Genomic DNA, 13992 nt, shown 5'->3' with positions numbered 1-13992 from the left:
ACTATACAATACATAGTACTATATTTTTAAACTTCTTAAAAAACACACTACCTCAACCATGAAACAAACTTTCATCGAAGTTTAAAAGCGAACAGTTTGTACGAATTCGCACATCAAGTGCAACATAACTTTAAAATAAACATCTATTAATCAATATATTATTACTATGGCACGCATTTTACTATATAAGTGCATCTGCCTGTAAACCCAAAGTAACCTACTGCTGTATGACTATTGAAGATCACATCTGGAACCTGGCGACTAAAAAGTTAGTTAATGAGGCTTCTGAAAAGGAATTAGATGAGCTGGATACGCTGTTATTGCAACATCCGCATATGAGCAGTGATATATCACAATTGTTCCACTGGTGGCATGATGATGATGAACAAAATGTTACAGGCAGAAGCGAGCTCCTTTTTAGTAAGGTAAAGCAAAAAATAAAACAGGCAGAAAATATTGCTATCGAACAAATCAACAAAAACAAAAGGGCCGGTAAATAAACCGGCCCTTTTGTTTATAAATTAACCTTTACTAATTAAAAACCTGGGTTATTAGGTAATAATTTAGGGTTAACATCTGTTTCCTGTTTTGGTAAAGGGAACAGTAATTGCTTTTCACTATATGTAGCATTAAACACTGTTTTATGACCTACAAAATTGTCCCATGCACCGGTAACATCATTATGTATTTTGCGGGTACGGATCATGTCAAACCACATTTTGTTTTCAAAGCAAAGCTCGTAGTAACGTTGTATCCAAACTTCCTGCTCAAATAAATCCTGAGAAGCTGTTACAGCACCAGTCAACGGAGCAAGATTTGCTCTTGCACGGATAGCATTTACGTAAGCGATAGCGTTTGCATTTGGACCACCTGCACGGTTTGATGCTTCCGCATACATCAGGTAAACATCTGCTAAACGATAAACAGAGTAGTTCAAATCTGACTTGGCAGTGTTGGTTACTGCATTTACATCAAAATATTTGTAAATGTAATGGTTTTTAAAAGTGACAAGCTGACCAGTTTTTGCACTCACATAGTTAGTGTAAAAGAATTGCTTTTCAGCAACACGCTTATCACCAGCTGGGAACGATGCAATGAACTGATCTGTTGGCCAAACTGAACCATACTCGTCTGAGTATTTAGATATCCCTGAAAAGTTAGGAATAGTAAGCGCGGTAAGTGGGTTGTTAATTGGAACAGATGCTGCGTACTGTACCTGTAAAATAAACTCACCTGTATTTTTGTTTGCAGGTACAATCATATCGGTATAATTCGGGAACAGGGTATAGCCACCATTTTGAATTACATTTAATGAACGTTTAGCTGATTCGGTATAAGCAGCGGCACCGCCATTGATAGCTGCGCCTGCATAAGTTAAATACACATCGGCTAAAATTGACTCTATTGCCCCCATTGACACTTTACCGGTAGCATCTTTCCATGGCAGGGTTGATTTTTCTGCAGCCAGCAGGTCAGGGATGATCACTTCATCATAGATTTGTTTAGCCGGTACACGCGGAACCTGAAGATTAAGATCCTTTGGTGGTTCAATAATTTTAGGAACGGCACCATACAGACGTACCAGGAAGAAGTAGTACAATGCACGCATGGTACGGGCTTCTGCAATCATGTTGTTTTTAGCTTCATCAGTTAAACCGGGTGCATTAATAAGCGGTATTCTTTGAATGGCTAAGTTGGTTGCACCTATACCCAGGTACATTTGTCTCCACCAGGTATCCATATAGAATGATGTATTGCTATAGGTAAGTGTCTGGAAGCTTACAAAGCCGGTTTGGCCCAGATCGCTGTTTGCTTTACCTGTCATAAACTCCATCAGGTTCCAGGTGTTACCACCGTATGAGCCATCCTGGCCAGACAATATACCAGAGAAGTTTTGATAGGCGCCATTAGCCAACGCCCGGGCTACTTTTGCACTTGAAAGATCGGCATCCGGCGTTAGTACAGACTTAGGATGCTCTTCCAAAAACTTTTTGCATGACGAGCATGAAAGTACCAGGCAGGTTGCTACTAATATATTTTTTAATGTTTTCATTTTCATTTGATTTTAGGTGGTTGTTAATAAATCCTTCGCTACTGTTTTTCTATCGTTGTTAATCATACCACAAGTTTTAAAATCCTACCTGCACACCTAAGTTCCAAACGCGGGGACGTGGGTTAGCAAAGAAGTCGATGTTCTGCGAAAATGCAGGGTTTGAACCATAAACAGTGTTGAACGTATCAACCTCAGGATCATAACCTGTATAATCAGTAATAACAAACAGGTTCTGAACACTTGCATAAATACGGAAACGGCTCACGTTCATGCTTTTCAACACAGAAGCCGGTAAGCTGTAGCCCAACACAAAATTTTGACCGCGGATAAATGAACCATCTTCAACCCACCAGGTATCAAAGTGTGAATCCTGTGCATATTTGTAGTTACGCACTTGTGAAATCATGGTGTTCTGGTTAGTTGGAGTCCAACCATTCAATACCGTTTTTAAGCTGTTTGAGATAGTTTGCCTGTCTTCAGAAGAGTGTTTAAAGTTAGCAGCCGTATTTACGCCCTGTACAAAACGGATATCAAATGAAAAATCCCAGTTTTTGTATTTGATGGTACTGTTAAAGTTACCAGTCCATTTTGGATTTGAACGACCGATAATGCTATAATAATTGCTACCATCGGCATTGTAAATGTATTTACGGTCACCTGCTTTTAAACCATGTTTAGCGGCTTCAGCAATATCAGCTGCATTGTCGCCATAGGTTCCTAAACGGGTCATACCATAAAATGAGCCTATTGGCGCGCCAACACGTATTACATAGTTTTGTCCTAAGAAGTTCGGGCCAGGGAATATATCGGCACCACCATCATTCAGTTTGGTAACTTTGTTTTGGTTAGCTGCAAATATAAAATTGGTTACCCACTCAAAATCTGAACTTTTAACGTTCACAGTGCTTAAGCTTAATTCAACACCTGAGTTTTTCATCGAACCTACGTTTTTATAAACGTTTGCTGTGGTAAAACCTGCACTCCATGGAATAGGTGCCTGTAATAAGATGTCGGTAGTAGTACGTTGATAGTAATCGGCATCTAAATTAACACGACCGTGGAATAAACCTAACTCGATACCACCATCTATCTGGCGGGTTCTTTCCCATTTCAGGTCAGGGTTACCCAGGTAGCTCGGTAATAAAGAGATAACCGCTTGTCCACCTTGCGCAGTTTGACCTGTGCCATACTGAGCTAATGAACGGTAGTTACCAATTTCCTGGTTACCTGTGTAGCCAAAACTGGCCCTTAATTTCAAGTTAGATACCGTTTCACTGTTTTTCAGGAAATCTTCCTGAGATACGCGCCATGCGGCACCTACTGATGGGAAGAAAGCGAATTTATTTTTGCTGCTGAACCTTGATGAACCATCATAACGACCGGTTGCAGTGAATAAATACTTCTCATCAATATTATAGCTGATACGACCGTAGTACGAGTTTAAAGAGCCTGGATAAAGCGCCCCCGGAACACTTGGGTTTTCATCAGAAGTAGACACGCTTCTTACAGAACCTGCACCAAGGTTGTTATATTGAAAAAAATCATCAATAAAGTTCTGTGTTTCTACATTTGATCGTTCATACACAGCCCTGCTGAAGGATATACCAGCTAATGCTGTAAATCTTTGGTGGTCATTGATTTTTTTGTTCCAGGTAAGGTAGTTTTCAGTTTGCCAGAAATAGTTTGTATTGGAATTGATACTTGCAACACCACCCTGATCGGCAGACATGTGCTGTAAGTTTAAACCCGAATATAAATCATTTTTTTGTGAGGCAAGGGTATAACCAAAGTCTGTTTTGAAATCAAGTTCAGATGAGATCTTGATTTGAGCATAAATGTTACCTAAAACCTGTAATGTGTTGTTAAGTGCATAACGCTCATTTGAAGTTTGTACAGGGTTTGGAGCACCTTCTAAACCGGCAATATCATAGTTACCAGCCCAGGTACCGTCAGGATATTTAACCGGCACAATTGGCACTTCTTCGCTCACAGCACGAGGGACGTTCAAACCGCCATTACCGTCTGACACTAAACGCTGACGGCTAAAAACACCGTTGATGCTTCCACCAAGTTTCAACCAATCTTTAACATCGTTATCCATAGTCATTTTAACTGAATAGCGTTTAAAGTTAGAGGTTGGTGTTAAGCCATTTTGGTTAAGATAGCCTAATGATAAACTATAAACAGATTTTTCGCTGCCACCCTGAACATTCAATTGATGGCTTTGTGAATAAACCGGTTTGTAAGTTTCCTTTTCCCAGTTAGTATCATAAATAGGATTGTTATTGGTATCAAACAGTAAAGGGAAATTGGTGTGGTTTAACGCCTTTGCTGGTGTTTGAACAGCACCGGTAGGGTCAAATTTTGCACCATTGGCAAATGATTGATTGTAAATGTCAACAAACTCTTTAGAATTAAGTGTTGGCACAGAACGATACAAATCACTCCTGTTTACATTTCCTTCATAGCTAATGGTAGTTGCTCCTTTGCGGCCACGTTTGGTAGTTACCATGACCACGCCATTGGCGCCACGTACACCGTAAATTGCTGTTGACGACGCATCTTTCAAAACTTCGATAGATGCGATATCATTAGGATTGATAGAGTTAGGGTCAACACCAACTACACCGTCAACCACATAAGTAGGGTCAATATTTGAGTTGACGGAACCGATACCCCTGATACGCACCTTTGCGGCAGCACCTGGTGCATTACTGTTAACACTTACATCAACACCTGCAACTTTACCCTGTAACGCCTGTGATAAGTTAGGCACGGGTTTGTCGAGCAGTTGTTCGGCCTTAACAGTAGTTACAGAACCGGTAAGGTCAGATTTTTTTGCTGTACCATAACCAATTACTACTACTTCATTAAGAGCGCTTGATGTTTCTTGTAATTTAACGTCTATTGTGCTTTTGCCTGCGGTATTTACTTCCTGTGTAGCAAAACCGGTGTATGAAAACACTAAAACACTATTGGCATTTGTTAGCTGTATGGTATAATTACCATTGGCATCTGTAAGCGTACCGGCAGCCGTGCCTTTTATTTTGATGCTTACCGCGGGTAAAGGTAAGTTGTCTTGCGAACTGGTAACCTTTCCGCTAATTTTAATCTGGGCCATTACCTGCAGAGATAATAGCGAAAACAGGATTGAGTAGATAAGTTTTTTCTTCATAACATTAATTTAAAATATGGGAATTGATTCTTTAAGAAGATATCACATAGGATATTCGAAACCTGTATTAACTACGGCGGCAGGCAGCAATACTGGAGGCATAAATGTTGCTTAAAAAAGCACAAAGCATCTCCTGCTGCCTTTGTGACATTATTTTTTTTCATGAAATTTAATTTTAAGTACTTGGTTTCTAAATATTTACAATATTAATTAGTTTACTTATTTTTAATAGCCCACTGATTTAAAACTGTAATTGCATCAAACAAAACCCCCGCTTCCCCCCTGAAATCGCCCGAACCTTTGGGGGCCCCTGTTTGCACATCATACCACTCGTAAAAGCCCTTGTTTGCAATTGCACGGTCAATCATTGGTGTTAATCCAGCATATGCCTCCTTTACCAAACCATTTGCAACCAGGGCGCCGGTCATGCGTCCGCCAAACCATGTCCAGTCTCCGCCATTTTGATAATTATAAGGATGCATATTGGGATACTGTTCTTTGGGATAAGGCGGATAAACGGTTATCCCGATAGTGGCATGCTTTTCCTTTGCTGCGGCGGCCAGCATTTGCCTGTTTATTTCTTTGATTTCTGAAGGGGTATTAAATCCGGCCATTATTGCGCATATAGATCCGCCGGTGTATAAAATTTCGTTCTCGTTAAAGTCCTTTGAAAACGGGCTGCCATTTAAATAAATATGAGGCAGATATTTTTGAGCCGCCGGCATCCACAGGTATTTGCGTACGTTCTTTCTAATAGTTGCCGCTACAGAGGCCCAGTTTTCCCTCGTTTTATAATCTTTAGGTTTTATAGACAGGAAATCATGAATAGCTATCACGTACATGGCATTATCGTAAATATCAATGGCCCATTTGGTTTTGTCATTTATAGCCACTCCCCAACCGGTTTCAGGTTGCACGTCGCCCCAATCGATTGTAGTAGCTCCGGTAACCAGACCATATTTTTCAGACCATCTATCTTTGCGGATATAGGCAAAAGCACCTTCCATTCTTTGCAGAACCGTTTTAGCACCGATAACCTCAGTAAGTATGGAGCCGTCACCTGTAAGGTCAATATATTTTTTTACTGCTTGTATTAACGATGATTCCTGATCAGTTTCAACTGTATTTTTGTGAGCGGCCCAGCCAGGAAGTAACCTCGAATATCTGTATTTATAGCCCACTCCTGCCTTTGCACTATCAACTACCCCATCAACTATATTGCCATCATCGCCTTGGATCTTAAAAAACATCAGGAGCATTTCTTTTACCTTTTCCTTGGGATGTACTTTTAATGACCCTTTTATAAAGGTGTTAAAATCACGTATCCATACTTCATTGTAGGATGTGCCTGCCGAAAATCCTGAAAGTAAATTTAAAGCCCTGCCCTGTATAGTATCCAAGCGGGTATCGGTGAGTATGGTATTTGCAAGCGCAGTATTATTAACTACCTGCGCTTTTGTGTTCAGATAAAACAGACATAAGAATATAAAAACAGCAGGTACACGTATTTTCATGCAGGCGATTTAAATGTGATACTCGGTTAAAAAGCGTATTTAAATGTGAAAAAACACTTTTTGTAAAAAATTGGTTACATTAGATATATGTACAAACATACATACATTAAATACATTTCCAAACTTTTTAAGATTAAAAAACGGTTAATTTTTCAGGTTAATTTTTAGCTGCTTTATGTTTTGGTTATTAAAGGTAAACTATTTGTTACGAAAAACCTGCAAAAAATTTAAACTTAATCGTTTAAGGGTAATTTACGCACATTTATTGCCTTGTACTTAATTGAGTTTATACAATAAATATGTATCTGCATATCAATTTATGAGGATACATAAAACTAATATTTTAGTTTTATGTATTGCCAAGAACACCTTAAGTAATTGCATACCGCAAGTATTTCAATTTATTCTTCATGAAAAATTCAGAAAGAATACTTAAGTAAATGCAATAAAAACTTTAGACTAATCAGTAGGCAGAAGGACGATATACTACTATGAGATCTTGGAGTAAGATCCGGAGAAGGAGACAGAGATAGCAGTATACCCCGCCGCAGGCGAATTGATATACTGCTAATCCGGAAGTTGTACTACGACCAAAAACCTTGCAATTTAATTTGCCCGGATGGGTATCCCTGGTGCTTAAGCAGCTTACGCAGTTGTGCCACCATTGTATTGTTACCGGCCAAATAAAAAACAGTATTCTCAAGGCTGTAGTGCTGGTTAAGCACCCATTCCATTAAACTGTGGTGGCCATATATGTCTTTACGCGCGACCGGCTCCAATGGCGACCAAAAATATTCGTGGAATAGCCTGCGATGATGCTCGTTACCGATTACCAGGCTGCCAGAAAACCGGGTATCGGGCAATACCATTTTCTGCAGGGCCAGCAAATGGCCCATACTGCTTTCATCTCCCAGGGCAACCACCGCCGACGTGGCTACCGGTTTGTGGTGGGTGGTACCTATTTTAAGATAGTTCACCGTATCGCCCTTTTTTAGTTGTTTTGACCATCGGCTGCCGGGACCATGATGAGCGGCATCTACATAAATTGTACAGGTGCAGGTTTCAGCATCCCAACCCGATGGGGTATAGTCTCTGAAGGTAAGGTCGTCAACCTTGAATTTTATATAAGGTACTTCATTCCATTGCGCAATATTAGCCATGGGCAAATGCAAATCAACCTCTATAAGTGTTGAGGGTTCCCATTGCCTTACTTCGAGCACCCAGCCGGTTTGCAATTTGTGATCAAACAGTTTTCCGGCTTTTTTTCTGATTTTTTGAAAAGTGGATGTTTCCATGTGTATTATTTTTATAATACAAAGAAACCGGCTTATTTACCGTAAAACAATAACACACTCACGGTAATTATTGGACTATTTACGGTAATCTGATTTGAATAGTAAAGGCGTAGTACCTTCCACCTTTTTAAACAATCTCGAAAAATAAGTATGATCTTCATACCCCAGCGCATGAGCAATTTCCTTTACATTCATTTCGCTGTAATAAAGTAATCGCTTGGCTTCAAGCACTATTTCCTGCTGTATCCAGTAACTTACCGAAAAGCCTGTTACCTTTTTCAATGCTTCATTTAAATAGGTTTCAGAAACATGAAGCATAGCAGCATATGCAGATGGACTTTTAATCTGCCTGATATTTGTTAGCAGTAGTTTTTTAAATTGCTGCGCCAATTGATCTGGTCTTGATAGTAAATTATGCTGTTTATCAAAATCACTATAACAACCCGCGGCTATACCTACAAATGATTGCAAGAGGGAATGTACTACCTGCAGATAAAAAGGACCAGGATTTTCTTCCTGATATTTTTCACACATGAGGCTCAGGATACCGGTACACAATTTCAATTGCTCCTCATTTAAGGGATATGGTTGCTGCAGCTGCAGCCTGCTTTCAAATACATTACGATAATCGGGCGATATCAGCAGTGAATCAATAGCGATGAACCAGCCACAACCTACTTCATTACGGATACGATGATGTACCTGCCCTGGTAAGATATAATAAAGTGTAGACGAAGAGAAAGACAATTCATGAAAATCTATCATCAGTGATGCCGCACCATCTTCAATTACAAAAAAAATATAGTGATCGTCACGGTGGGCACCCAGGTTTTCGTATTTCTTGGGCACCTCACCGGCAACAAAACGCCTTATCTCCAGGCCTGTGTTTACCCGCTCTTTTAGCTGATGTACCGGAATATCTTTCATGAGCAGGGCAATTTATGGCTATTTGATTAAAAAGCTATCAATGGAAATAAAATAACTAAAATTTTAATCCACCGCTTAAACGAGTTCTTCCAGCTTATGGAGCATTTTGATCCAGCTTTGATAAGCGCCTGTTTGTTTCGCAATGTCCTCGGGCATGGTCTGGTGGAGGGTAAGTTTGGTTTGATTACCATATTCGGCAAAAGTAACCGTCAATACAGTTTCCCTGGGCATATTAGCATCCTTACCAGCGTCGACTGCAGATTCCAGATCATTGCCATGTTCGTCAGTAAGCGCCATTGTGTACACGAGCTTTTCGGGATAAATAACTTCCAGATAAGTGCCTTTACACCAACAGTCGCCAAATTGGGGGTCGTGAATACAGGAGTGAAAAGTACCACCTGTTTGCACATTGATATTTTTAAAGTCGATAGTGCAGCCATCGGGAGCAAACCAGCGCAGTAATTGTTCCGGCTCTGTCCAGGCTTTAAATACTACTTCCCTGGGTGCATTAAAAATATGTGTAATAAATACTTCATCCTTAGTATTTGCCACCTCTGTTGTGTTACTTGTTTTCATCTGTTTTAGTATTGGTTTGTATTTCGGTTAAATAATTATCAAGTGCTTTAAACCTCGATAGCCAGTGTTTTTTATACTGATCTACCCAATCGGCCACTTCATGAAGTTTTTCTAGTTTGGCCTCACAATACCGCTCTCTTCCCTTTTGCCTGATAACAACCAGCTCACATTCCATTAATATCTTAATATGCCTGGAAACTGCCTGCCGGCTAATGTCAAACGTTTCGGCCACGGCGTTTAAATTCAGCGGTTGCTGAGATATCCTTTCTATTATTTCGCGCCTTGTCGGATCGGCAATTGCCTGATATACGTCCCTTCTTATAATCATTATGCAATCATTTGGTTGCAAATATAAATGCAACAATTTGGTTGCGCAAGTTTTTTTTTAAAAAAAATCTATTAAATAAAAAAGCCATTCAGTATTACTGAATGGCTAAGCGGTGGCAAAGGTTATCGAAATTAAGTTAATGAGGGTTCGACCAGCTTCATAACAGGTTTCTTCTTTTTCTTTTTTTGTTTACCCCACCATATTAAAAAGCCGGTTATGGGTAATGAGGCACAAACTAAACTCGCTACAAATGCCAATACCTGGGTAGGCCAGCCATATATGCGGCCGGTATGGATATCCTTATTTGAGTTTCGCCATTTTAGCGCAAGTGGTTTATTCAATTGCTCCAGCTTATCAAACATTTTACCTGTGTGGCTATCGAAGTAATAGTAGCTCATGTTACGCCAGCTATCTATCCTGTTACCATAAGTATATACCATTACCGCGTTACTTTTTTTATTTGGCAAGTTAATACCAATAGCTTTATAGTTATTACCTATTTTATGCTGCATAGTATTATAGATTAAATCTATAGTATTTTTTGCAGCAGTATCAGTTTTAGCTTTAACCGGGGCTTTACGGGTTAATACAATTTTTCCAGATGGTGAGCCTAATATTTTAAAGATACCGTTCTCCCACCAGGTGAATGACCATACCAATCCGGTTATGGCGATGATCATGGCTACTGGCAATACATAAAAACCAAAACTGTTATGGATATCATAATTAACACGCTTCCACTTAGCCTTCCACTTAATAGTTATGTTTTGTTTTAGCTGTTTATAATTCTTGGGTAACCATAAAATAAAACCTGTTATAAGCATGATCAAAAAAAGCAATACGCATGTTCCCACAACAACACTACCCACCGGTTTTACAAGCAAAAGCTGTCTGTGCAATTGTTCAACAACATTAAAAAACTCATATCTCGGATCAACCACTGCAAGTACCTTACCAGTATAAGGGTTGATATAAATATCGTAGTTATACTTAAACTGACTAAAATAGGTCCATCCTATATCGGTTGGCTTATTATCTTTTGAAGCCGAAAACACATAACTATGGCCTGCCTCGTTTATTTTAATGTTAGTAACAGGCTTTTTTTTGCCAACTGCATTTTGAGCAATGATCAGCAACTCAGAAACCGGCTTTGCAGGGCCGGTTTCTTTAACATTAACTAAATCATGATGAAAAAGCTCAAACAGTTCCTCGTCAAATACCTGTATACAGCCGGTAACCGAAATAATTACCACTACAATACCGGTTACAAGACCTATCCATAAGTGCAGCCAGCCTGCTATTGCTTTAAACCTTTTCAAGCTGATATTATTTAATAGTGTAATTTAATGTTAACAGGTAGTTAGACGGCGCTCCCGGGAACAGCCTTAAGTAATCATAACCGCCAACCCAGTATTTTTTATTGGTAATGTTATTTGCATTAAACTGTAATTGCACCTTGCCCACCTGATAATATAGTGCAGCGTTTACCAATGTATAGTTTGGTATGCCCTGCGCAAGATTAAGTGATAGCGAACGTTTATCTACATAGTTAGCGCCGGCGCCAATACCCAACCCGTTAAATAATCCGCGGTTTACATTATAACGGGTCCAGATGTTAGCCATGTTTTTTGGCGCGTTTGGCTTTTGCTGACCAACTTCGGCAGGGATAAGGCTTTGTGTAATTTTGGCATCGCTATAAGCGTATGATGCTAAAATGCTCCAGTTTGGAGTAATACGACCGGCAATATCAAACTCGATACCTTTTGAACGCTCTTTACCTACCTGTCTCAACAAATCGGGCTGATCTGGAACATTGGCATTGTAAAGTGTATTGTTCTGATCAATCTGGTACACAGCGGTGCTTATGGTAAGCATGTCATTTAACCAGCTGCTTTTAGCACCAAACTCAATCATATTGCTGGTTAATGGTTTAAACGGACCACCGGCATTTGGATTTGATAGTGTAGATGCTGTTTGCGGATTGTATCCTTCTACATAAGTACCATAAAAATTAATATTACTATTGGCAGTATACACTAAACCAAACCTTGGCAACCATGCGCTGGAATGAGTTTTTGCCTCTGTAGACTTTTTATAGTTGGCAAAATCGGTATAGTATTCATAGCGTACGCCTAACAATGCCTGGAATTTACCCAGCTTTATCTGATCCTGCACATAACCGGCATTCAGATAATAATAGGTAGGATCAACAGCAACCTGGGCAAAAAAGTCTTTGCTGTCATCCTGCATGCGCTGTGAGTTTAAAACATCGTCAAGATTAAATGATGGCACGTTAGGAACCGGGTTGCCATTTTTATCCAGTAAATAGTTGGCTTTTTTGGTAGGGTCATAACTACCGATGCTTCCGTTATTAGCGGCATTGCGATATCCCGAAGCTGTTAACTGTGATGCGCCAACGGGCAGTTTTTCGCTACCATAATCATACCCGGCCACAATGTTATGTTCCAGTATGCCGGTATTGTCTTTATAATTAAAATAACCGCTAAAATTATCAACATAACGTTTACGCACCCTTGAAAATATTTGCATGGCAACAAGGTTTGGTATAGCGGTGTTATTACCATCAACTGCGTAAGCATTGGCACTACGGTGCTCGTAAAGATCTTCCTGATAACCTGTTTTTGAATAAGCAGCGTTAAAGCTCAGCTTATCATTAAACTGGTGGCTGCCCGAAAGTGTAACGATGTAGGTTTGTTCATTCAACCTGTCATTCCCGGTATTGATGGATAGTGAAGAAGGGGTTGAATAAAGATCATTCATACGGGTTGATTGCCCCCTGTCTAAACGGCTTTTGGAGTTATTATACACCAGGTCAAAATTGATGCGCGTTTTAGGTGATGCCACAAATGACAATGAAGGCGCCACAATAATATTTTTATCAAACTGTAAATCGCGGAATGAGTTGGCATCTTCGTAACCCAAATTGAGGCGATAAAGTAGTGAGCTGTCTTTGTTAGCTGGACCGGTAAAATCACTCAAAGCTCTGAAGGTATTGAAACTTCCTAATGAAAAACTGACGGTTTGGCGGGTTTCATTAAGTGGTTTTTTGGTAACCCGGTTAACCACACCACCCGGGCTGGCGTTACCGTATAATGCCGATGACGGGCCTTTTAAAACCTCTACCCTTTCCAGATAGTTTGTCAATGGTTGTTTCCAGAAACCAGTACTGGTGCGCAGTCCGTTTAACAGCTGAGTGTTGCTCCCGCCATTTACCCTGAACCCACGTATGGTAAGGTCATCATAGGTAGTAAACTGGTTAACACCGCTAAATACTTTAACCACATCGCCTATACGTGTAGCGCCAAGATCTGAGATCAGCTCTTTACTGGCATATGATACCGATTGGGGCAGGTCTTTAATATCCGTCTGCGTTTTATTACCAATAAAAGTGGCCGTGGTTTTATAGGTTTTTTCTTTACGGCCGGTAATTTCAACAACCTGCAGCTGTTGTTCGTCATCGTTCATGGTAACCGTAATTTTTGCGGTTTGCCCATCGGTAAGTGTAATGTGTTTTGTAAGTTTTTTATAACCAATGCCGGTAAATACCAGGCTATAATTGCCAGGTTGTACGTTTACTATTGTAAACTCCCCATTATACTTGGTGATGGCGCCTTTTGTTGTTCCGGCTAAACCAACCGAAACAGCTTCGGCGGGCTTATTGTCTGTTGTTACAACCTTTCCGGTGATAGTAGCATTTTGTTGTTGGGCTTGTAAGATTTGTGTCGATAATGTAAGTGTTAAAAATAAGAGCAGCAGGGGAAAAGTTTTCATTTATTATTTGGATTGAGTCTAAATTAATGCAAAGAAAGCTAAATTATTTAGAATCATTCAAAATAATTACAAAAAGTATTTAAACGTTTAAGTAAACTGCTGGTATAAAAGCATAGCCATGTTTACTGCTTAAATGAACCTTCCATCTTGAAATGAATAACATGAACACTACTGAGTGAATATAATGAACATTACTTTTGACGTAATTTGTTAACCAATAGATGATGTGATGCACCTTAAATCATTCTCTATGATGCAAGGGAAGAATATATTTTCAGCTTTTATCTTAACCATCCGGGGTTACCAAAACCTTAAACTCCATACCTACAAAT

At 39.7% G+C, this 13992-nt stretch carries 10 protein-coding genes; 1 reads left to right on the top strand and 9 read right to left on the bottom strand.

Annotated elements, in window-relative coordinates; all coding sequences use genetic code 11:
- Nucleotides 1-227 precede the first annotated feature (227 nt).
- Complete coding sequence (locus SNE25_RS07320; RefSeq protein WP_321564445.1) at nucleotides 228-500, top strand: hypothetical protein; 273 nt, start codon at nucleotides 228-230, stop codon at nucleotides 498-500.
- Between the two features lie 35 nt (nucleotides 501-535).
- Here SNE25_RS07320 and SNE25_RS07315 read toward each other — a convergent pair whose 3' ends face one another.
- From SNE25_RS07315 to SNE25_RS07275, 9 genes are all read right to left on the bottom strand, one after another.
- Nucleotides 536-2053 carry a RagB/SusD family nutrient uptake outer membrane protein gene (locus tag SNE25_RS07315; RefSeq protein WP_321564444.1) on the bottom strand — a complete coding sequence of 506 codons (1518 nt, stop codon included), beginning with the start codon at nucleotides 2051-2053 and terminating at the stop codon, nucleotides 536-538.
- 76 nt (nucleotides 2054-2129) lie between these two features.
- Entirely contained in the window at nucleotides 2130-5228 is a 3099-nt protein-coding gene (locus SNE25_RS07310) for a SusC/RagA family TonB-linked outer membrane protein (RefSeq protein WP_321564443.1), read from the bottom strand.
- A gap of 215 nt (nucleotides 5229-5443) precedes the next feature.
- Complete coding sequence (locus tag SNE25_RS07305; RefSeq protein ID WP_321564442.1) at nucleotides 5444-6742, bottom strand: glucosidase family protein; 1299 nt, start codon at nucleotides 6740-6742, stop codon at nucleotides 5444-5446.
- Between the two features lie 584 nt (nucleotides 6743-7326).
- A complete protein-coding gene (locus SNE25_RS07300; protein ID WP_321564441.1) occupies nucleotides 7327-8037 on the bottom strand; it encodes an SIP domain-containing protein in 711 nt (236 codons plus the stop codon).
- A gap of 75 nt (nucleotides 8038-8112) precedes the next feature.
- Nucleotides 8113-8964 carry an AraC family transcriptional regulator gene (locus tag SNE25_RS07295; protein ID WP_321564440.1) on the bottom strand — a complete coding sequence of 284 codons (852 nt, stop codon included), beginning with the start codon at nucleotides 8962-8964 and terminating at the stop codon, nucleotides 8113-8115.
- A 75-nt stretch (nucleotides 8965-9039) separates the two neighbouring features.
- A complete protein-coding gene (locus SNE25_RS07290) occupies nucleotides 9040-9540 on the bottom strand; it encodes an SRPBCC family protein (RefSeq protein WP_321564439.1) in 501 nt (166 codons plus the stop codon).
- Nucleotides 9527-9868: an ArsR/SmtB family transcription factor gene (locus tag SNE25_RS07285; protein ID WP_321564438.1), complete on the bottom strand. Its 342-nt coding sequence runs from the start codon at nucleotides 9866-9868 to the stop codon at nucleotides 9527-9529. Before SNE25_RS07285 ends, SNE25_RS07290 begins: the two co-directional genes overlap by 14 nt.
- Before the next feature lie 131 nt (nucleotides 9869-9999).
- Entirely contained in the window at nucleotides 10000-11187 is a 1188-nt protein-coding gene (locus tag SNE25_RS07280; protein ID WP_321564437.1) for a PepSY-associated TM helix domain-containing protein, read from the bottom strand.
- A 7-nt stretch (nucleotides 11188-11194) separates the two neighbouring features.
- On the bottom strand, nucleotides 11195-13660 hold the full coding sequence (locus SNE25_RS07275) for a TonB-dependent receptor (protein ID WP_321564436.1): 2466 nt from the start codon (nucleotides 13658-13660) through the stop codon (nucleotides 11195-11197).
- Nucleotides 13661-13992: the final 332 nt, after the last annotated feature.

Origin of the sequence: Mucilaginibacter sabulilitoris (assembly GCF_034262375.1) — a bacterium.
GTDB classification, from domain to species: domain Bacteria; phylum Bacteroidota; class Bacteroidia; order Sphingobacteriales; family Sphingobacteriaceae; genus Mucilaginibacter; species Mucilaginibacter sabulilitoris.
Note: the sequence above shows the minus strand (reverse complement) of the source record. Positions and strands in the feature narration are given on the sequence as shown.

Excerpts from the sequence above, each read along its gene's own strand:
- SNE25_RS07320 (WP_321564445.1), top strand. The coding sequence starts at position 228 with ATGACTATTGAAGATCACATCTGGAACCTGGCGACTAAAAAGTTAGTT.
- SNE25_RS07315 (WP_321564444.1), bottom strand. The coding sequence starts at position 2,053 with ATGAAAACATTAAAAAATATATTAGTAGCAACCTGCCTGGTACTTTCA.
- SNE25_RS07310 (WP_321564443.1), bottom strand. The coding sequence starts at position 5,228 with ATGAAGAAAAAACTTATCTACTCAATCCTGTTTTCGCTATTATCTCTG.
- SNE25_RS07305 (WP_321564442.1), bottom strand. The coding sequence starts at position 6,742 with ATGAAAATACGTGTACCTGCTGTTTTTATATTCTTATGTCTGTTTTAT.
- SNE25_RS07300 (WP_321564441.1), bottom strand. The coding sequence starts at position 8,037 with ATGGAAACATCCACTTTTCAAAAAATCAGAAAAAAAGCCGGAAAACTG.
- SNE25_RS07295 (WP_321564440.1), bottom strand. The coding sequence starts at position 8,964 with ATGAAAGATATTCCGGTACATCAGCTAAAAGAGCGGGTAAACACAGGC.
- SNE25_RS07290 (WP_321564439.1), bottom strand. The coding sequence starts at position 9,540 with ATGAAAACAAGTAACACAACAGAGGTGGCAAATACTAAGGATGAAGTA.
- SNE25_RS07285 (WP_321564438.1), bottom strand. The coding sequence starts at position 9,868 with ATGATTATAAGAAGGGACGTATATCAGGCAATTGCCGATCCGACAAGG.
- SNE25_RS07275 (WP_321564436.1), bottom strand. The coding sequence starts at position 13,660 with ATGAAAACTTTTCCCCTGCTGCTCTTATTTTTAACACTTACATTATCG.